Source organism: Bacillus cereus group sp. Bc061, from assembly GCF_027715825.1.
Lineage (GTDB): Bacteria > Bacillota > Bacilli > Bacillales > Bacillaceae_G > Bacillus_A > Bacillus_A paranthracis.
The window spans coordinates 92,199-115,265 of sequence record NZ_JAQFTZ010000010.1 but is presented as its reverse complement, the minus strand read 5'-3'; the positions used below and the strand labels follow the sequence as shown (position 1 = coordinate 115,265).

Genomic DNA, 23,067 nt, shown 5'->3' with positions numbered 1-23,067 from the left:
ATACATTAAAACAGGAAATCTAGAAAAGAAAATTTAATTTTATGTATTAAAATTTTGGTTAAAGAGGATGTATGCTAGATGGATTTTCATCTTTTAAAAAATGAGATAGAAAACATGAGTTCTTGGTGGCATAAATTGATTTTTGTGTGTAATGTTGAATCTATAGTGGACGAAATAGTTAGTTTAAATTCAGATATTGAAGTGTTGAATGTAAATCTAATATTAAGTGAATCACTAGTGACTGTTTCAAAAAATAAATATCCACTTTATGTTGAAGAAGTTATGCAACATAAGATTAATAATCCATCTAAAATATATTTACTTCAATATATTGATATTTTATTTAATCCGGATTTACAAATTAATTCAATTCGTTTGTTAGAAAACATAAGCAAACGAAATAACCTCATTGTAATATGGCCGGGAGTATATAAAAATGGACAGTTGATTTATGCTGAGAATGGACATCCAGAATATTATTCAAATGGTAATTTTGAAGGGAAAGTAATTACGAATTAAATAAAGGAAGTGTTATAGGGATGTTAAAATATGGAGACTTAATAAAATTTGAAGCAGTTGAATCTGTTGTTCAGTTAAAAGAAGCAAATAATACAGATTATGCAGTTTCGTTATTAAATACATATGTTATTTCGGATAACATGGCAGAAAAATTAACAAATGAGATTATTGAAAACATTCAATTCGATCGTTGGGTTGATAATAAGGGAATGCTTATTGTTGGTAACTATGGAACGGGTAAATCTCATTTAATGAGTGTTATTTCGACAATTGCAGAATTACCAGGTGCGAGTGAGCACTTACGACATAAAGAAGTAGCTGAAAAGGCAAAAGAGATTGAAGGGAAATTTCAAGTTGTTCGTGCCGAATTTGGTGCAGTTACAATGCCACTACGCGATATCATTTGTCGTGAATTAGAACGTGGACTGGAAAAAATGGGGATTGATTATACCTTCCCAGCAGCGGATCAAGTTACGAATAATAAAGAAATGTTTTATGAGATGATGGAATTGTTCCATGAGCAATATCCAGATAAAGGACTACTTTTAGTAATCGATGAGTTACTTGACTATTTACGAGGTCGAAAAGAACAAGATTTGACTTTAGATTTAGGTTTTTTACGTGAAGTAGGAGAAGTATGTGGTAAATCTCGCTTCCGCTTTATTTCTGGTGTACAGGAGATGTTATTTGATAATCCTAAATTTAGTTTTGTTGCTGATTCACTTCGTCGTGTAAAAGAGCGCTTTAAAGAAGCTCGGATCGTTCGTGAGGATATTGCATTTGTTGTATCTGAGCGTTTGTTAAAGAAAAACGATGAACAAAAGGCATTAGTTCGTGAACATTTAAGTAAATTTACGAAATTATACAATGGATTAGCGGAAGATATGGAAACGTTCGTAAATATGTATCCAATTCATCCTTCCTATCTTGAAACATTTGAAAAGGTAAATATTGCTGAAAAGCGTGTCGTACTTCAAACAATTAGTAAAGAAATTAAAAAATTGCTAATGCTTGAAGTTCCTGAAGATGCTACAGGATTAATCTCTTTTGATCGTTATTGGCAATACATTGAGGAAGATTCGTCTCTTCGAACAAATGATAATGTAAAGTTGGTTATGAATAAAGTTGAAATGTTAAAAGGATGTATTCAGACAGGTGTGAAGCGCCAGTATAAAGTTATGGCCAATCAGTTAGTTGATGCATTAGCTGTGTATCGTTTAACAACAGATGACTTAAAAACACCAATTGGTCTTACATCTGAATCATTACGTGACAAATTATTTATAAGTCACCCAATGTTGTTAGAATTAGATGAAGAGGCTTCTGAATTTTTAACAACGATGATTGAATCGGCTATGAAAGATTTAATGACTGCAGCGAGTTTCCAATTTGTATCGTTAAATAAAGATAATGGTCAATATTATATTGATATTGCAAAAGTAACGGCAGTTGATGAATTAATTCAACAGCGTGGAGAAGGTTTAACAGATAATCAATTAGATAGTTATTATTTCCAGGTGTTAAAACAAGCGACAGAAGTAGCGGATACATCTTATGTAAGTGGATATAAAATTTGGTTGCATGAAATCCCATGGATTGATCGTCGTGTTAAACGAGAAGGTTATATATTCTTTGGAGCACCGAATGAGCGCTCTACAGCGCAACCTGAACGTGATTTTTACATTTATATGCTTCAACCTTTCGAGGAACCAAAATTTAAAGATGAACAAAAAGAAGATGAAGTATTTTTCCGTTTGATTAAGAAAAATGATGATTTTATTAATTTGCTACGTCTATATAGTGGTTCATGTGAAATGTATAAAGATACAACAACAAATCGTCAGCTATATAAGCCGAAAATGGATGATTACTTAAAGAAATTAGTGAAGTGGTTAAAAGAAAACTTTGTTGAAGCTTTTGAAATTGTTTATAGGGGAAAGCACGCTGATGTTTTAGAGCATGGATTCTTCCTTCCAAGTAATCCAGATACACTAATTCAAATCATTGATTCTGTTTCACAGGATTTACTTTCACAATGGTTTGAGGTGAAGTATAGTGAGTATCCGACTTTCCGTAAATTAGATAAATCGTTTGTTACAAAATCGAACATGCAAACATACGTAAAAGATGCGTTAGATTACTTAAATGGAAAGAAAACAAATCAAGGAGAAGCAATCCTAAATGGCTTAGTCCTTCTTGATAATAATGGGAATTTAACTGCAAGAAACTCTGGTTATGCGAAATGGGTACTAGAATTACTAAATCAAAAAGAACCTGGACAAGTGTTAAATCAAAATGAATTAATAGAAGTCATTAATACAGTACAAGGAACACCGGATCAGAGAGTAACAAAACAATTCGCAATGGAACCGGAATTATTAGCAGTAGTGTTGGCATCGTTAATTCAAAGTGGTGAAATTGTTGTTACTGTAAATGGTACGACATATGAGGCAATGAACTTTGCTGAGTTTGTTCGTCTTTCAGTAAATGACTTAACATACTTTAGTCATATTAAAAAGCCGAGTGGTTTACCGGTCCCAGCAGTGCAAGGGTTAATTGATATGTTTGGTGCAGTGCAGGCTGACTTTACGGATTCCAACTCTGTAGATTTCTCTATTAAACAAATTATATCTAAGGCAAAAGAGGAAACAACCCGAACTGTTCAAATGGTTGCATCTGTTAGAGATAAATTCCAAATATGGGATGGACAACTGTTTTCATCAGAAGAGAAAGAAGAAAAAATTAAAAAGTTAAATAGCTTAAGTGAGTTTTTACAAGGACTGCAAGTGTACAATACGCGTGCTAAAATGGTGAACCTGAAATATGATATAAAGCGTATTGAAGAGGAGAAAGAGAATTTAGCAATTGTTCATCAACTTGAGAATTTACAACAGAAAATCAATGAGTATACAAAAGTAGCGGATTATTTATCAAAAGCAAGATATATTGTCTCTCCTAGTCAAGAGTGGATAGATGATGTTGATGTGTCACTTGATAACTTAAGCATCACTTTAAAAAATGGTGAAGATTGTTCTAGAGAAGTTGCAGAGCTTGAGCGACTAAAAAAAGAATATATTGAACATTATATGGCACTTCACCAAACAGCAAGATTAAATGCAACAGAGAATAAGAAAAAATCAGATTTATTAAAGGATCCACGTTATGATGCTTTAAATACATTGGCTTCTAAGATATCATTCTTACCTCATCAAGCTTTTGATGATTGGCAAATGAGCTTAAAAGCGTTGAAAGATTGTTATAATCTAACAGTGGAAAAACTACAACATATGCCGGAGTGTCCAAATTGCAGATTCAATCCAAGGGAAGAACAAAATAAAGCGAAGCCTTCACTGACACAGCTAGAAGATCAATTAGGAGAACTTCTAAACTCATGGACGGAAACACTATTAACGAATTTTAATGATTCAATTGTCAAAGAAAGTATTGATTTACTCGAATCCGAACAAAAACGTTTAATGAATGAATTAATTCAAAATAAAGCATTCACACTTCCAATCTCATTAAATTTAATTAATGCTATCAATGTTGTTCTTAAAGGAATTCATAAAGAGCAAATTGAAATGGAACAACTTATGAAGGTATTTGGAGATGGAAATCCTATCACAGTGGATGAAGCACGTAAAAACTTCGATATGCTATTAAAAGGATTAATTGGTACGAATGAAACAAACCGAGTTCGTTTAACGATTAAGAAATAAGTAGGAGGAAATAATCTTGGGGAATGATGAAAAACAACTATCACTATTAGGTGAACAGATTCAAGCAGACAATGGACCAGTTGTCTGCTTAGGTATAAAATTTGAAAATGATGAAGTACGTCGAGAATATTTTCGAAATGAATTGAGAAAAAAACTTCCAGAGCTTAAGGAAATAGAAGGGTTCCCTATTGGAGAAGATGAGGATATTATTGCCTTGTCTGATCCACCATATTATACTGCTTGCCCCAATCCATGGATAAATGAATTTATTGGAGAATGGGAACGAGAAAAAGTTGAGAAGTATGGAAGAGATGCAAATGAAGAGTATCATAAGGAGCCATTTGCGTCTGATGTAAGTGAAGGGAAAAATGATCCGATTTATAATGCGCATAGCTACCATACTAAGGTACCATATAAAGCTATAATAAAGTTTTTACTTCATTATACTGAACCGGGAGATGTTATTCTAGATGCATTTTGTGGAACTGGAATGACGGGAGTAGCTGCAGCAAGATGTGCAAATGAAGAAGATTTACAATCACTGGGCTTGAAGGTTGAGGGTGGAATGATATTAGACAGTGAAGGTAATTTTATTTCTAAAATAGGGAAACGAAATACAATACTAAATGATTTATCAACTGCAGCTTCATTCATTGCACATAATTATAATAATGTAGTAAATATCGAAGTTTTTGAGAAAAATATGTCTGCTTTGATAGAGAAAATTGAAAAGGAATACCATTGGTTTTATGAAACACTTCATCAAACTGATAATCAATCGAGCATAGGTAATATTAACTACGTAATTTGGAGTGACGTATTTTCTTGTCCAAACTGTACTAATGAATTTGTTTTTTATGATGTTGCATTAAATGAAGAAGGAAATAAAATAGTTGATGAAATTTCTTGTCCAAACTGTAAGGCAGTTCTTTCGAAAGAAAAGTTAGAGAGAAAGAAAACTAATTTCTATGATGAGGCCTTAAATGGAGTAATTGAACAAACTGAACAAGTACCGGTTGGGGTATTCTACACGTATAATAAGAAAAGATATTTTAAAAAAATTCATCAATCTGATAAAGATGTAATAAGGGAGATTGAAAGGGTACCTAATTTAAGTTGGTATCCTAAGTCATTACTGCCAGACGGAAAAAACACAAAGCAGCCTCTTGTAAGTCATGGATTTAGAAATGTTCATCATTTCTATACAAATAGAAATCTTTTTATACTTTCAAAGCTAAATGAAGAGATACAAAAATTAGATGTAGATAGGAATTTAGGAAGAGTATTGTTTCAATCTATTGTAGGTACACTTACTTCGAAATTAGTGAGATACAACTTGGGGAATAGAGGTAATGGAATCCTAAATGGAACTCTATATGTATCTTCTTTAAATGCAGAGAGTAATGTGTTTAATGTAATTAAAGGCAAGCTACGTGATTTTTGTAAGGCTCTAAAAGACAATAAAAGTAAGAATGTTGTGACTGTACAATCAGCGAGTACAGTGGGTATTGCTGATAACAGTATAGACTATATCTTTACAGATCCACCATTTGGGGCAAATATAAATTATTCTGAATTAAATTTCATATGGGAATCATGGCTCAAAGTAATTACAAATAATAACAGTGAAGCAATTATAAATGCAACTCAAGAAAAAGGAATTACTCAATATCAGGATTTAATGGAAGGTAGTTTTAAAAACTATTATCGAGTATTAAAACCGGGGCGTTGGATGACGGTAGAATTTAGTAATCCTAAGGCTAGTGTGTGGAATGCTATTCAAGAAGCAATGCAAAAAGCAGGGTTTGTCATTGCCAATGTTGCAGCATTAGATAAGAAACAAGGCAGTTTTAAAGCGGTTACTACTACAACAGCAGTAAAACAAGATCTAGTTATATCAGCCTATAAACCAAGAAAAGAAAACATTGATAAAATGAAAGAAGAAAAAAATACAGAAGAATCTGCTTGGACATTTGTTACTCAACATTTAGATCAATTACCTGTATTTATTGGAATAAAAGGAGAAGCACAGATTATATCAGAAAGAACACCGCGTATATTATTCGATCGCATGGTAGCATATCACATTCAAAATGGATTGCCAGTTCCGATTTCATCAGCTGAGTTCCAATCCGGTGTAGCACAACGTTTCCCAATGCGTGATGGTATGGCATTTTTAGAAAATCAAGTAGCGGAATATGATAAGAAACGTACATTAGTTAAAGAATTTGCACAAATGAGCTTATTTGTATCCGATGAAAATAGTGCAATTGAGTGGATTCGTCAGCAGTTATTAAAGAAACCGCAAACTCGACAAGACTTACATCCAAATTATATGAAGGAAATTCAACATATTGCTAAGCATGAATTACTTCCAGAGTTAGATGATTTATTACATCAAAACTTCTTATTCTTTGAAGGTGATGGAGGAGTACCTGATCAGATTGCTTCTTATTTAAGACGAAATTATAAAGATTTACGTGGCGTAGATACAACTGATCTTGTATTTGTTGAAAAAGCGATGAATCGCTGGTATGTTCCAGATCCGAATAAGCAAGCAGATTTAGAGAAGCTTCGTGAGAAATCGTTGCTTCGTGAGTTTAGTGGTTATGTAGAAGAATTAGAAAATAGTAAGAAAAAGTTAAAACAATTCCGTACGGAAGCCATTCGTGCTGGATTTAAGAAAGCATATAGCGAGAAGGAATTTGAGCAGATTGTGAAAGTTGGAGATCGCCTTCCTGAAAAAATAATTCAAGAAGATGATAAGCTGTTAATGTACTATGATAACGCTTGTATTCGTTTAGGGCTATAGTAGGTGATGATGATGGGGAATTGGCGTGATGGAATACTGAAAAAATTTCAATATCAAAACAGCAAAATGATATTAGTCCATGATCGAGATTTTCTTTTAAATGATGAATTACTATTAAATCATTTAAAAGAGGAAGGTTATGAGGTTATTCGTTTTGAAGATGGTGTTTCTTTTAGGTATTTGTACGAGCAGCAATATCGTGAGTTAGTAAAGTCTGAGAAATTATTGGTATACACAAATGATGATATTATGTTTCCGTACGAGTATATAAGGTGGAACTTTAGTATGAAGATTGATATTAGTACAATCTTTCCAAAGTTTTCTGCGCCAATACTTCGAAGTATGAACCGTGAAGATTTAGATGCCTTGTTTACTGTGCATGCACAGTATCAAGGCTCTTCTTCTAATAAAGATACTTTGGAGTATATCGTAAAACATTTATATAAAATATCGTATGAAATTATTGATAGTGAAGTGGAATTGTACAAGCTCCTTCTTTTTCTTCATTATAGGAAGAAAGAAATACCTCAGGTTGTACAAGAATTTCTTATAGAAAAGTTAAATCAGTGTAAATTGTTTCATAAGTTACCGATGGAAAAATTGATTTCTTCAGCTGGATTTTTTTATGTTTTTTTAGAAGATCAATGGGCCTATTTTGTATCTGAGTATATAAAGTGTGAGAATGAGAAAATCTTGGAACCTTCGTCGTTATATAGAACACACCCATTTACAAATGATGATGTATGGAGATTAATGGTCAACTTATTTATGGAAGGGACCATTTCAAAAGTAAAGAAAGGACCAACTTTACAGATTCCAAAGTGGATGAAGGTAGGGATTGAGGAAGAATCCAAATTGGAGACTCTTCACGAAAAGCTAAATCACATTAATAAAACGGTGAATGAGAAACTTGCAAGGATTAAGTTGTATAAAGACTGGATTGAGTTAATTGATCTAGTTGCTGAATATAAGTACACCGCATTGGAAAGTAATGATACAGTATATGTGGAAGAGGCAAATGCATTAATGATGAAAGTAAATCAGGATTTTCAGGATTGGATGTTAAAGCAGTATCATACTTTAATAAGCTTGCCTCCAATTCCAAATCCAAAGATGGTTCATCATGTGCCGCATGTATTACATGCACAAAGAGGAGAGAACGAAAAGGTAGCTCTGCTAGTGCTGGATGGCATGAGTTTTATTCAGTGGAAACAAGTGAAAAAACATTTGAAAGAAAATAGTTTTTCTTTTGAGGAAAGTGGTATATTTGCATGGGTACCAACACTTACTTCTGTATCTCGTCAAGCTATTTTTTCAGGGAGCATTCCAATTACATTTAGCAAAACAATAAAAACAACTGCGGCAGAAGAGAAGTATTGGAAAACTTTCTGGGAAAAGCAAGGAGTGTTGAAGCAATATATAGCATATCAAAAAGGATTAGGTAAAGAGGATTACAGTAGGGAGAATATTCTTGCTTTACAAAGAAATTCTGTGAAAATATATGGAGCGGTGATTGATGTAATTGATAAGTTCACACATCACGCAGTTTTAGGTGAAAAAAGCTTAGTTTCTAATTTAGAGATATGGTTACAGACCAATTATTTCGTAAACTTACTAAAGGATTTAATAAAAGAAAATTATAATGTTTACCTTACTGCTGACCATGGTAATACAATAGCTAAAGGAATTGGACGGATTTCAGAAGGTGTTTTAGTGGATCAAAAAGGAGAAAGAGTAAGAATATATAGTGACCCAATACTTTATGAAGATTCGGCATCTAAAATTAATGCAATGAGTTGGAATAATGCTGGTCTTCCTGAAAATTACAATGTTCTTTTATCTCAATATGGTCAAGCGTTTGTTCAAAAAGGTGAAGAAATTGTGACACATGGCGGAATCAGTATAGAAGAAGTAGTTGTACCTTTTATAAAAGTACAACAAAATTAAGGAGAGGATATTCTATGACCAAACCTGTTGGATTTGATCAAAAGGTATTATTGCATCATTTAGATTTTGCAGCGAATCATACCAAAAAATATTCTCGCAAAGATATGTATGAAGTGCTAGATGGTTATTTACGAAACGATATTACAGGAGCGAAGTCTAGAAAAAATGCTGTTACGATGTTAATGAAAATATGGTATTTAGTTGATAAGGATTTAATTGAGATTCGTGATAGAGTTTTGGAAGTATTACCTGTGTTAACAAAAGAAGAGCGTGTGTTTATACACTGGGGAATGACATTAGCGGCTTATCCATTTTTTAAAGATACTATACATGAGCTAGGAAAGTTGTTTCAATTACAAGATACAGTTCCTAGTACAGTGATTGGAAAAAGAATGAAAGAAGAGTATGGTGACAGAAGAAGAGTGGAAGTAGCTACTAGCGCAGTATTAATGAGTATAAAGGCATGGGGAATTATAATTCCAACTAAAAATCGTTCATATCAGTTACCAGATAAAGTATTTATTAGCAATCCGCTTCTACAGGTATTTATTGTGAAAATAATGCTCCATGTTTTAGAACATACAGCATTACAAATTGATATACTGAAAAATCATCCTATGTTATTTCCATTTGATCATGAATTTGATTTGTTGGAATTACGTCAAAATGAATGGCTAACGTTACATCATCAAGGGGTAGATACGTTAATAGTAGAGTGTAAGAAAAGTTAAACCTTATTCATTGGTGAATAAGGTTTTCTTATAAATAGAGGAGGTATTGTTCATGATGAAAGTAGGTGAAATTGTCTCAAGTACACAGTTTCCTGAAAGTGTAGAAATAAAAAGATGTGAAGCTTTTAGAGAATACTTCATTATTGAGGCAATTGGTCAAGAAACAAACAAGTATTACGAAATTATGTTAGAACAAGAAAAGATCCGTGATTTTAAACATTTAAAACAAGAAAAAGAAGTTGCAAACTTAAAAGCGTTAGATGTTCAAAGATACATACAATATATATTGTTAAAAAATGAAGTGAAATTCTCTAAAACAAGAGCATTAGGGAATAAGAATTTATTACCGTTACCACACCAAATTGAAGCAGTGTATGGGAAAATGCTCCAAGTGCCACATATTCGTTTTTTATTAGCTGATGATCCAGGTGCTGGAAAAACGATCATGTCTGGAATGCTTATTAAGGAATTAAAAGCAAGGTTGAGTGTTGAACGAATTTTAGTTTTAGTTCCTCCACTTGTATTGAAGCAATGGCAAGAAGAACTGGAACAGAAATTTGATGAGCATTTTCATATTATTAATCGAGCGGTACTCAAGGAGTACGGTGGTAAAAATCCGTTTATATCCAATAGATTGTGTTTAACTTCTATGTACTGGGCTATGAGGGACGATGTAAAGGCATTAATTCAAGAAGCGCAGTTTGATTTGGTAATTGTTGATGAAGCGCATAAGATGGCGGCGTACACACATGGAACGGTTAAAAAGAAAACATTCCGAACAAAGTTATATCAGTTAGGGGAATCAATCCTAAGAAAAACAAATCACTGTTTATTACTAACTGCAACACCGCATAAAGGTGATTCTGAAAACTTTAGACACCTAATGAAGTTAATCGATGAAGATATTTTCTCCAGTAGTAAGACAACTGAAAGTTTAAAAGAAAAAACGAATCCATTTATTATTCGTCGTTTAAAAGAAAACTTAAAGAATTTTGATGGCACTCCATTATTTCCAAAAAGAACTACGAAAACAATTCAATTTAATTTAACAGATGAAGAATTAGCATTGTATGATGCGGTAACTGAATATGTTCGTGAGTATTTTAATCGCGCAATGAATAATGGAAGCAACAGTACAGCATTTGCGATGATGTTATTGCAACGCCGATTAAGTTCTTCCATTGATGCTATTTATTTGTCTTTAAAAAGAAGATATAGTCGACTAATTAAGTTGTATAAACAAACAGAAGCTGAGCGCAATAAGTACATAAAGAAAATGAAAAACCTTGAAACAGAAAACTACTTAGAAGAAGGTAGCGATATTCAAGAGAAAATAGAACTTCAACTTGAGAAATCAATTGATGTTATTGATACAAAAGAATTGAAAAAAGAATTGATTGTATTGAAAAAGCTTATTCAGCAGGCTGAAAATATTAAGTTGTATGTTGTGGAGAAAAAATATCAAGAGTTAGAAGAAACGTTATTTGGAGCGAGTGGGCTTTTAAATCATGATGAAAAGATTTTAATTTTTACAGAATCTGTAGATACTTTGAGTTATCTAGAAGAAAAACTTTTGAAACGTGTACCGAAAATAGCAAAAATTATTGGAAGCTTATCTATGGAGCAACGCCGGAAACAAGTTGAAATGTTCCGTAATGAATGCCAAATTATGATAGCTACAGATGCTGGTGGGGAGTCTATTAACCTTCAATTTTGTAATCAGATGATAAATTATGATATTCCATGGAATCCGAATAAACTAGAGCAACGTATGGGACGTATTCATCGTATTGGACAAAAAAATGAAGTGTTTGTTTTTAATTTGGTAGCCCAAAATACGCGTGAAGGTAGTGTGATGACTAAGTTACTAGATAAAATGGAGTTGATGAAATCAGATTTAGGGTCTGATCTCGTATATGATTTTATGGGTGATATTTTGGAAGAGCATTATGATAGTTTAGCAGATTTAATGCAACAAGCTATTATAAAACGTGAACACCTTGATGAAGTCATTGCTGGTATGGAAAAAACTTTATCTGAAGAACATCAGAAGCTGTTAGCTTTAATGAAAGAAGAGCGAATGACTGAAGATAACGTTGATCTTACAAATTTAAAACGTGAGAAAAATGATTTAACTGTACAATTGATACCAAAGCGTACATTTACAGATTTAGCAACATATGTTTTAGAAAAAAAACGTGTGCGTATTTTCAAATCTCAAGATGGGAAAGTTATGCGTATTGAGCGTTTGCCAAAATTTATAAGAGATTATATTCCAGAGTTACAAGATTATCAAGGAGACAGCTATCGCTTTACAAATTCAATAGAATTTGAAGAAGCTGAATTACCAATGATAACTGAAAGTCATCCGTTATTTAATGCAACTTTGGAATTGATGAAAAAAGAAGTAGAAGGTCGGACATGGCATTGCTATACTGTGACAGCTCATGTTCCTGAAAATCTATATGTGGAAATTTATCATGTAAGTATTGTGGATGGTACAGGGGAAGAATTAGAAAATCATTATATTCATCTTGCAAGACGAGAAAATGGAGAATTTATTACGTTAGATCAAAGCTGGATTTTCGCTAATGATTTTATCAATAATGGGTTTTATATAGAAACAGATGCAACTAGTCAATGTATGAGTGAAGTAATGAAGCAATCTATCATAGTCCGAGATAACATTTTAACAAAGAGAGAAAAACAGTTAAATAAACTAGTAACATTTCTGGAGAAGACATTTAATCAACAATATCGCGAAACATTAGAAAGACTAGAGACATATCAACAGGAAAATCTTGATAATCGAAATAGTGTTCTAATAAATCAAATGAATGCGCAACTTATTGATTTGGATATCAAAAAAGAAGAACGATTAAATGTAATTTATCGTCAAAAAAATATTTCTATGAAGCCGCCAAAGAAAATCATATCAATGAAATTAATGCCAAATGGTGTATGTGATAGAGTAATAGCAAAAGATTATTATGAAGCTGTAATGAGCTATGAAAGAGAAAATGGTCGTTTAAATATAAAAATGTATAATAATCTAGGTTTGGTAGATTATTATAGTGAAAGGTTTAATGGAGAAGAGCGTTATATTATTCTTACAGAAAACGAACAGTATGCTCCTAATGATTTTTATGTTGAGGATCTGAATGACATATTAGAAAAAGTATATGTTTATGTAGTGAAAGATGGGGTGGTTGTGGAAGAGAGAGCGATGAAGGATGTAATAGTTATAGACTAGTTCGAAATAGGAATGAATTTATATTTTTAAACTATGGAGGGGATGAAAGGTTGATTTGGTTATTCGGAATAGTGCTAGTGATGTTAATGTTTTCCTCGTCCTATGCTCTGTATTATTATCGTAAAGAAAAATTAAAAGGAATAGATCGAACGAATATACCAATTGCTGCAGCTAAAGAAGCAGTAATTGAGGAAAAGGACGTGCAAATATATAAAGAAAATCCGATCCCATGGCAGTTTATTAAGGTGGATAATGAGTATCAAGGTAAAGAGATTCCATTAAATGAGGAGTTAAAAGATTCAATTGTTTCTATGATGAATATGAGCAAAACAGAGGTTTTTAGGAATATGGGGAGAGGGAAAGAAATATATGAGCTTGTATTTACTGACGAAATAAAAATGGAATTTAAGAAAGGTACTATTCATTTAATGGATTCAGTAAAAAATGCAGGTTTTAAGAGAGGTATGGCAGTTGATGGAGCAGGAAAGATAGTCGCGCAAGCAGAGTTGAAAAAAATAAAATTTAAGCCTGGACAATTAAAAAATTTAGCGATTGGTGTCGCTACCGTTATTGTATCTCAAGAACATTTACAGGAGATTAAACAGGAACTCAGTGTATTGAATAAAAAGATTGATGAAGTCATAGGTATGATGAAAAATGAATATGTAGGTAGAGCAAAAGGAACATATCGTTATATAAAGGATAATATTTATCCTTTATATAACAGTTATAGTTGGACCGAATCTAATAAAATAGAGTTAGAAAGAAGATATCATCAAACAATAGACGATATAGAAATTTTATTGGGAAATTTAAAGTCAATGAAAGATGGGATAGGTGATATTAATCAGAGAGTTTGGATAAGTTATAAAGAAGAGTATGAAAAAATAGAGAGTATATCCCGCGACTTTAAAAATTTTGAAGAGGTTATAGAGGTAAACTTACAAAATGCAATCTTACTTTTTAAATATAGACAGTTACATGATTTAGATGCTGCTATAGAAAAAAGTACTAAAGAATCCCTAGAGGAATTATATGGGGTTTTTATTGAGACTCATAATGATTTTCAAAAAGAAATAAAAAAATTCATAGTTGATTTCAAAATTAAATTTTTCACTTCAAAAAATGAAAATGAAATAAAGAATAGATTAACTAAGGAATTAAGTAGAGAATATAAAAAGAGAAGTGAAAATTTAAATTCTTTAAATTCAATTAGTAATCTACCTGCTTCTATTAAAATAGAAATTTTAAATGGAGAAATCGTTGGATTAAAGAAATAAAATTATTTGATAGATTTTTCTTAGGAATAATGTCTAGAGATAAATATTAGATTATACGCTTATGGATATAAAGGTTAGTTTGCTAATAATAAATTTCTTTTGTGAAAGTGCTAGTAGGGAAATTTATAGATATGTGTAGGGTAATCAAAAAGAATTTCTAATAATTACTATTAAAAGATCGGTATTATGACCGAGCTACTAGAGGTAGAATTACTTATACATCCGCCGTTTGCTATATCCATACCAGTGGGGAGACGATCAAATTATAGAACATAATTCGGATGGTAGTATTCGTTTTCATGCAACAATGAGTGGGAAGGAAGCTGTAAATAAATGTATTTTCGGTATAGAAGAGGCTGTAGAAGTAATAAGGACAGATAGTTTAAAGAATAATAGATTTTATCAAACTCCAATCATCCGTTAAGAATTTTGGGTAATTGGGGTTTTTGTATACAAAAAATTTCATTAATAAGAAACATTGTAATTATGTGACGTTATAATTACCGGTAATATTGCTAACATGGAGATGTAGTAATGATTATATTAAGAAAATAAGAGTAGGATTATGCAGGATGTGAAGTTGTTTTTGTTATATTTATATTTATTTTTAATTGTAGTAGGGATGATATTTTACTTCCTTATAAATAAATTGATTATTATGTTTTTAGAGGAGGTTTAGTAAATAAGCGCAAAGAAATTAATGAGAAATTCAAAATAAATGATTATAAATGTAAGATTTTGTACTTAATCATTAGTAAATGAGATTATTTACTAATATTCTAAATAAACTTGGTGTTAAATTAATAGGTGTCTAACTCCTGTGTTTCATTGCAATAGTAAATGTTGTTTTAGCAAATTCTCCAGGATGGAACCGAAAAATGTTTACGAAATAGGAAGTTATAGTAAATCTTAAATAGAATGTTAATTATTTGTAAAAAAATTAGAATTTTCAATTATCGACATTGATTACTATTGTATGCAATGGTATTATGAATGTGAAGAGCTGATGGAGGTATTTGAATGAGAAAATGGGAAACGTTTATCATAGATTATATGAATAAATCTAGAAAAAATCTTGTGAAAACGATAGATATTGAATATCATCTTAAAGCATTACTCAAACAAGAATATGATGACGATGGTGGATATTTTCGATTTTCTACTACGTTGAAGAACATGGTAGAAGAAGAGCGGATTCGACCAGTAAAAGCAAGAGGGCATAATCATCAGATTCCACCTGTATTTAATGAATATAGATTAGTAAAACAAGAAAGGATAACGGATCCCATTCATATTAAAAAGTTAATGACGGATTATCCGTTGTTTAATATGACTGCTTTTTATGATGAAGCAGAATTTGAAAAATGGAAGTTCTATATAGATCGAGTTCATGCTTTTCTTACACACAACAGTGACACCAAAAAGAATATGTTAAAAGCAAATGAACGTTCCTTTGAACTATTTAGAAACGAAAAGTTTCTTTTAGATAAAAAAGGAATAAAGTTTTTAGCTAATTTAGGGCTCACTCTATCGGATTTAAACTGTCGAAGAACTTATGAACCTTTTGTAGAGTACCAATCAGATCCCTCAAAAAAGCCAAAAAACATTTTAATTATTGAAAATAGAGATACCTTTGATTCGGTAAAAGAGTTAATGATGGATGGCGTTGATACATGGAGCGGAATTACCTTTGATATGGTGATATACGGGGAAGGGGATAAGATACAAAGAAGCTATTATTTCTTAGAAGAATACGAGCTAGAAGATTACGAAGTCTATTACTTTGGGGATTTAGATGCAAGAGGGATTCATATTTGTTCTGAATTAATCAAAATAGATAGCAGAGTAAAACCATTTACGCCTTTTTATATAGAACTTTTAAATCGTTATGGTCATGAACCTTCGGCGAGAACCATCGAAAGAAAATTGAAACAAACTATTATTGACGATTCATTAAAATTATTTTCAGCTTTTTTTGAAGGTGATTATATTGATGAACTCAAAAAATACACTAAAATTAATCAGAATGTTCAAACGTATATCCCGCAGGAAGGATTGAATTTAGCAATTCTTCGTAAATTAGGGGAAAGGAGGTAGGATCCTTTTTGAGTACGAACATTGAAGCCATGCTAGAAGGTTTTAATGAGCGAATGAAGCATATAGCGATGTTTTCACCCATCCTGCGATTAGAACAACCAGTGAAGTTTAAAGAATTGCCTATCCCTACGGTTGCTCTCTATATACTTCTTTATATGCTCGAAAACAAACTAGCATTTAATAAAAACACGACAAAAGAAGAATTACAATATGTCATTTTAGAAGTGGTCCGAAGATATTGGAACAAGGATTTTACCAAAGCAGACGCAGACGAGCTCGAAGATTGGTTGGTTTCTAAAAATCTTCGAAACAGGGGAAGAGCTCACACATTTACGTATTATGATTTCGATAAAAGAGAAGAAAAAACTTATTATTTTCATCTAATTGAATATGGAGAAGGAACGAACGTTTTTAGTGATACAGAAGATCGTGTAGACGATTTCACGTTATCTTCAACGGGATTGGAGCTGCTATTCAAAACGAAAGAAGTATTTGGAGAACTTCAAATCACTATTTCTCAATTATTCTTCAAACGACAATTTGAAAAGGGACTTTTCACCGATGCTTTAAGGAGAGTTCACGAAATGCATACTTTGATAGAAGATGAAAAAAAGAAAATAAAAAAATTACAAAATACTATTATCAAAGATGCTCTTGGTGTTTCTCAACGTTCTGAACTTGAAGTCATGATAAAAAGAATTGATGAAACTTTAAAATCAGAACACGAACAATTTGATGATTTAAAAAAATTGGTTGAAGAAAAAATTGATGAATTCTATGAAGGTAGTCTAACAGAGAAAGAACAAGAAGGAATCCATATAATCCAAGAAATTGAAGGGAAATTACTTCAAGCAATTAGTTTGCATGAATCCCTATTTACTGAAAAACAAAAAACACAAAATATTATGAGCGAATCACTTGAATCTTCCATTATTCACGCCTTTTCAGTTCATTTAGATTTTGAACAAGAAATATTAAGGGAACTAATAGAAACCCCTGCTACAGAAGAAGTATTAAATGCTATTTCTAAACCATTTCTACCTTTGAGGCATCATAAAGCATTTAATCCGCTACTTGCATTAGTTCCTCAAAAGAGATACAAGAAAAAACAACTAAAAGAAGAAGAAATTGTTGAAGTAGATGAAGAAAAAATGAGGTTGCAAGAGGAAGAAGAAGCTAGGAAAAAAGAAGAAAACGAAAACAAAGAATATCAATATATAACTGCTTTATTAAAACACTTGGTTGAGAAGGACAAGTATCTATTAAGTGATATTCTCCAAATGATTGAAACTCAAGATGAACGTCTTTATGAGGATATTCTCTACAATCCAGATCCACTGTTGGGGTTAATTGCAGAACTACATCAGTCCGAATACAATCGTTTTGAAAAAGTGACTTCAGATGTGTGGAAGAACCTCCCGGATGATAAAAAGATTAATAGAATGTTAATAAGACTATCAAGTGAATTTGTAACATTACAAGAGATAGAATCCTTTAGTTTATTAGAAACAGGTAGGTCTCACTATATCGGAACTATGAAATACAAGGATATGTTAATTACAAGGGGTGACTTTTATGGAGTGGACAGAAGAAATCGTAAGTAAAGGGTTTGCCTTGTATGTGGCCCTTAGTAAAAAAGGGTTTATTACAAGCAAAGAAGATGAATATTTTCAATGGTATGAGGAAAGGGGAGTTCAAGATTTTATTCGGAAAGTAATTGAACCTACAGGGAAAGTCATGATCTTTCTGGATGAACAAGATGGCGTTATTCAAATGGTGCCGGAGATCGAGAATGAAACTATGTCTTATACGAATGAGGATTTAAAGAAAGAATTAAGCTTTAAGGATAATAAGGAAATTCATCTATTCTACTTTATTTTGTTCATCTTAATAGCGGAGTTAGAACAACCATATGATACGGGGTCTGCTGACCGGATGTATCTCCCGATGGAAGAACTATTGGATAAAATGAATGGATATATTGGGCAATATGAACGACTGGGCGAAGAGAAATTAGAGGAATTAAGTGATGAATATGATGTGGACGTGGCCGGGGTTGTAGAAGCTTGGGGGAGAATGGCTGATTTTAAAGAAGGTGCTACAAGCCATATCCGAACAAAAGATAATCACCGGATGTATATTGAAAAAACATTGAAATTCTTAGAAAAAGAAAAGCTTATCAGAATAAGAGAACAGACTAATATTTCTGTTACCAATAAAATGAAAAATATTATTAGTCATTATTATCACAATGTCGAGAACAAGAGCAAAATTCATGATCTATTGCTAGTAACAAAAGAAGGAACTGTGGGAGAGGAGGAGGAATGATAATATGCCACGATTAATGAAAGTGAGAATGACCAATATCCAATTAGATGAAGGGAAGAAAATCATTTCAAACAGCTTGTGGGAACCAAATGCCAAAGATGCTTTATTCATCTTAGAAAACGGTGGAGGAAAAACGAGTTTTATTCAATTAATTACTCAAACCGTTCGTCCTAACTCAAATTTAAGCAAACGATTATTAAAAGAAGTGGTGTATAAAGGTACAACCGGTCATATTATGACAGAATGGAAATTAGATGGAGAAAATCTTCCGTATGAATACTTATGTTTAGGGTTTACCTATATGAATGGGGAAACAAAAACAGAAGAATTAAATTATTTCACATATCTGTTTACCTATAACAGAGGGGACACATTAAATATCAATACCCTTCCTACCACAGTAGATGGGAAAGTAACAAGAATAAATGAATACCGCAAGTTTTTAAGACAAAATGATATTCGTATATTCGATGTCAATCGTGATTATAAAAAGGAATTAAAACGATTCCATCTTATTGAAGATGAATGGAAGATGATACAAAAAATTAATGGAGACGAAGGTGGAGTAGATAATTACTTCAAAACTGCATCCAGCACGTATGACTTATTAGTGAAACTTCTTATCCCAGAAGTTGAAAACACTATATTTGACAGCGAAGAAAAGAAAAAGGAAATTCAAACGTACTTTAAAGAATACAGTAAAAATCTATTAAGTATTCCGGATATGAAAAGAGACTTGGATGATTTTCAAAGGATAAAAAATTGTGCTGAAGACATGGTAAAAGCAGTAGAAAACTTTCAAGTGAAAAAGAAATCCTTTGCGGAAGCACAAAAGCATGTAGTGACGTTAAAGAAAAGCATTGAACTTCAAATTGCTGATAAGGAAGACAAAATCGATATCTTAATGGGGGATATTAAGAAAAATCAATCATTAATGGATGAAGTGGATTGGAAGATTGACAGCTATAAGGCTCATATTCTAAAAGGGCAGATCGAAGCAAAAGAGATAGAGATAGCTGCTGTTGAAAATGAACATAAAATGAAAATAGAACAACTAAAACAAGCAAAAGCATTACTACAACAATTGGAAGCGAAAAAAGAATATGGAGATTATCTAGATATTCATAAAAAAGTACTACAGTTAAATGAAGAAATATCTTCTTTAACAACAAGTGAACCAGAATTAGAAAAGAGAAGAAATGAATCTAAAACCCTCTTAACAGAAGCGTTAAATTTTCTCATAGAAGAACAACAATTTGCTTTGGATGATATTAACAAAAATATCGAATTTAAAGTAGAAGAGATTAATCTTAAAGATGCAGAACGAAAACGATTAGAGAAGGAAAAACAAGATTTATATGGCGAGTACAAGGATGCAGAAAATGATTTAAGTAATTACCAAGAAGGTAAACAAAAACTAATAGATGAATTAGGAGAAGAAGCTGGATATCATCCATCTGTCATGTTCAAATCACTACATGAACAACAACAACAATCTTCAGTGACTATTACCCAAAAAGAAGAGAAAAGTCAATTAAACAAACAGGAGATGGATGAAAAGCGTGAGTTTATAACGAGTCAAAGAATTGTTATAGGCAATAAAACTCAAGAAATGGCTTCGTTAAAGGCCGAACATGCCAAATTTGAAAAGGAGAAAAATAACTTACTTTCACTTCTTTCAGACGATGGGAAAAATACGATAAACATATTCGAAGATATGCAGGAGTTTCTTCGGTATTATCAATATTCAAAAGTGGAAACGGAACAAAAAATAGATCAACTTAAACAATATATTCATGATTTAGCCAAAAAACTTAGCCTTTGGGAATCACACGATTTCTTTGTTCCTGATGAAACTTTATTAAAGGTTCAACAACATCTAGAACAAAAAGGTGTTATTACTATGTTAGGTAGTGAATGGCTATCGGAACTTTCTAGTGAAGAAATGAAAAGTCAGTACCTTAATTCCTATCCATTGCTTCCTTATACGTTATTGGTTGAAGAAGCAAACTTAACAGAAGTCAAAAAATCCTTGAATAGCTTGAATAAAGAACTGTTAAACGTACCGTTACTGTTTTATGTAAAAAGTAAACTTCAAATTCAAACAAAATCAGTAGATGCAAAAATAGATGAACTTTTCCCTTTATATGATGAGCTATATCTCTATCATCAGTTAGATGTTCAGTGGTTCGCATCTAGAGCTAAAATCCAAGAAATTATTGATGGATTAAAAATGGAGCTTTCTCAATATAAAGAACAATTAACTTTTGCACAAACAACTCTCAATAATTACAATGAAATATTAACTGCATTAGAAACATTCCATACTCGTTATTCTAGTACATTCCCGGAATCCAACATGCAAGCTGTCCAGAAATTGTCGGAAGATATAAAAGAGATTCACCAACAAATAAATGATACCAATGAACGTATTGAGATATTAGAAAATGAGAACGAATTAATTAGTAAATTTATCTCAGATGAAAAAGTAAAAATAGAAAAAAGAGATTCTCATATAAAGCTTCTTCAAAGCTTTATGGGCCTTTACCCAAACCCTGAAGAGTTAGTTGAAAAAGTAAAATATTTAAAAGACCAACATGACCAATATGGGACAAAAGTAAATCTGTGTGAAGAAGAAGTAATAGAGCTACGTGAAACATTAGATAGACAGAAAGATAAGAAACGAAACGTTGAATCTGTTATGGATGGATTAGATAAAGAAAGAAAACAATACCAATTGGACGAGAAACTTGAACCGTCTGATAGTTATACGAGTGAAGAAAAGAATGAGTACGTAGCCCGTTTTACTGCAGTTCAAAAAGAGTACGCTGACAAAGATAAAACGAAAAATCTTCTTGAAGAAAATCTTTCAGATAAAAAAAATGAACTTTTAAAATCTGAAAAACGAATTAATAATATCGGCTTTTCTCTAGAGGAAGTTAAAGTGTTCTATTCTGAAGAAATCAATCTAGAAGAGTTAATTACAAAACAAAAAGAGACAGTTAACACACTTTCTATTTCCGAAAGGGATATTGCGATTGAAAAAGAAAAAGTAGGAGAAAATCTAAAAGGGAAAACCGAACAATTAGTATTAGTTAAGAAGGAGATTGATGAGACGTACGGAAAAGAAGTATTCCTTTATGAATGGGAGCATGAAGAAGAACTTAACCGTTTCAAGCAATCAAAAGAACAATGGGGCAAAGCTAATAAAGAACTTGTAACTAAGAAGGAATTGTTAAGAAATTCTATAACAGATGCTGAAAAAGCAATGGTACATTTACAAATTAAAAATCTTCCTCTATATAATGAAAGATTCGGTTTAATACTTGAAGAAGAAATTATTTCAAAGTCAAAAACATATCAAAAATATGCACGAACTCATGCTAATGAGCACTTAACAAAGTTGCAAAAGTTAGAAGAGAGCAAAAAAGGTGTATACCTATCATTTGAAATGTATTTAAAGAAGATTCAAGAATCTAATAACCCGAAGACAGAGCAATTTGCGAATGGTTTTTCAAAATTGAAAACAAGTGATCAAATATTTGAGTTAGAGTTTATTTTAGAATCCTTTAACCGTATCTTTGACACCATTAATGCATTTGAAGAAGATTTAAAGCGAAAGATAACAGAATGTGAAAAGGATAAGGTAAAACTGGTAGACTTATGTTTTCAGCGAGTAGAGGCTATTTATAAGAACGTAACTGAAATCCCGAAATTCTCCAAAGTAAAAGTATTTGATTATGAATTGCAATTGATTAAAATGAGATGGGACCGTTTTAATGACGAAACCACTTATGGTAATTTACATTACCATGTCCAAACAATTCTGGAAACCTTACAACGAATGAAGCGAGAGGACAAACTAGAAAATGAATTGAATGAATACCTAGTACAAAAACTTGATACAGTGGTATTATTAGATAAAATTGCTCCTATAAAGAAGTGTTTGGTTAGTATATATAAACCACGAAAAAAATCACTTATGACAACCCATCCAGAAAACTGGAAACCTTGGGATGAAGTTTCTAAATGGTCTGGTGGAGAAGAATTCAGTTCCTATATGTCCATGTTTATGATACTTGTAACGTATTTGCGTAAAAAAGTTAACGCTAGAGACGATTCCTGGAAAGTCATTATTGCTGATAATCCTTTTGGTAAAGCTTCATCAGAACACGTAGTAAAACCAATAATGGAATTAGCTAGAAATAGCAAAATACAACTGTTTTGTCTAACAGCTCATAACAATGAAGACATTCGTTCTCATTTTGAATGTGTCATGAGTAATCGTTATTACAATACAGTAGGTATTGAACTACTTCAAGTGGAACATAGGGAAAAAGGGGTTTCCCTTGGAATGTTTGCTTATGAGCATAATTAATAA

The 23,067-nt window shown here is 32.0% G+C and carries 12 protein-coding genes; all 12 read left to right on the top strand.

Going from position 1 to position 23,067, the window contains the following annotated elements:
• Nucleotides 1-78: 78 nt before the first annotated feature.
• Nucleotides 79-519: a BREX-3 system P-loop-containing protein BrxF gene (brxF, locus tag PDQ40_RS23470; RefSeq protein ID WP_270691672.1), complete on the top strand. Its 441-nt coding sequence runs from the start codon at nucleotides 79-81 to the stop codon at nucleotides 517-519.
• Nucleotides 520-539: 20 nt separating this feature from the next.
• On the top strand, nucleotides 540-4,238 hold the full coding sequence (locus tag PDQ40_RS23465; RefSeq protein WP_270691671.1) for a DUF6079 family protein: 3,699 nt from the start codon (nucleotides 540-542) through the stop codon (nucleotides 4,236-4,238).
• A gap of 16 nt (nucleotides 4,239-4,254) precedes the next feature.
• A complete protein-coding gene (locus PDQ40_RS23460; protein ID WP_270691670.1) occupies nucleotides 4,255-7,050 on the top strand; it encodes a DNA methyltransferase in 2,796 nt (931 codons plus the stop codon).
• A 12-nt stretch (nucleotides 7,051-7,062) separates the two neighbouring features.
• On the top strand, nucleotides 7,063-8,997 hold the full coding sequence (gene pglZ, locus PDQ40_RS23455; RefSeq protein ID WP_270691669.1) for a BREX-3 system phosphatase PglZ: 1,935 nt from the start codon (nucleotides 7,063-7,065) through the stop codon (nucleotides 8,995-8,997).
• 14 nt (nucleotides 8,998-9,011) lie between these two features.
• Nucleotides 9,012-9,728: a hypothetical protein gene (locus tag PDQ40_RS23450; protein WP_270691668.1), complete on the top strand. Its 717-nt coding sequence runs from the start codon at nucleotides 9,012-9,014 to the stop codon at nucleotides 9,726-9,728.
• 52 nt (nucleotides 9,729-9,780) lie between these two features.
• Nucleotides 9,781-12,981 carry a DEAD/DEAH box helicase gene (locus PDQ40_RS23445; RefSeq protein WP_270691667.1) on the top strand — a complete coding sequence of 1,067 codons (3,201 nt, stop codon included), beginning with the start codon at nucleotides 9,781-9,783 and terminating at the stop codon, nucleotides 12,979-12,981.
• 50 nt (nucleotides 12,982-13,031) lie between these two features.
• Entirely contained in the window at nucleotides 13,032-14,261 is a 1,230-nt protein-coding gene (locus PDQ40_RS23440; RefSeq protein ID WP_270691666.1) for a hypothetical protein, read from the top strand.
• Between the two features lie 229 nt (nucleotides 14,262-14,490).
• Nucleotides 14,491-14,685: a hypothetical protein gene (locus PDQ40_RS23435; RefSeq protein ID WP_333563977.1), complete on the top strand. Its 195-nt coding sequence runs from the start codon at nucleotides 14,491-14,493 to the stop codon at nucleotides 14,683-14,685.
• A 596-nt stretch (nucleotides 14,686-15,281) separates the two neighbouring features.
• Nucleotides 15,282-16,358 carry a Wadjet anti-phage system protein JetD domain-containing protein gene (locus PDQ40_RS23430; RefSeq protein ID WP_270691665.1) on the top strand — a complete coding sequence of 359 codons (1,077 nt, stop codon included), beginning with the start codon at nucleotides 15,282-15,284 and terminating at the stop codon, nucleotides 16,356-16,358.
• A gap of 8 nt (nucleotides 16,359-16,366) precedes the next feature.
• Nucleotides 16,367-17,962 (top strand): hypothetical protein, encoded by a 1,596-nt coding sequence (locus PDQ40_RS23425; protein ID WP_270691664.1) that lies wholly within the window; start codon nucleotides 16,367-16,369, stop codon nucleotides 17,960-17,962.
• Nucleotides 17,934-18,686, top strand: coding sequence for a DUF6063 family protein (locus tag PDQ40_RS23420; RefSeq protein WP_270691663.1), 753 nt, complete (start codon nucleotides 17,934-17,936; stop codon nucleotides 18,684-18,686). Before PDQ40_RS23425 ends, PDQ40_RS23420 begins: the two co-directional genes overlap by 29 nt.
• A gap of 4 nt (nucleotides 18,687-18,690) precedes the next feature.
• A complete protein-coding gene (locus PDQ40_RS23415) occupies nucleotides 18,691-23,064 on the top strand; it encodes a hypothetical protein (protein WP_270691662.1) in 4,374 nt (1,457 codons plus the stop codon).
• The last annotated feature ends 3 nt before the right edge of the window (nucleotides 23,065-23,067 follow it).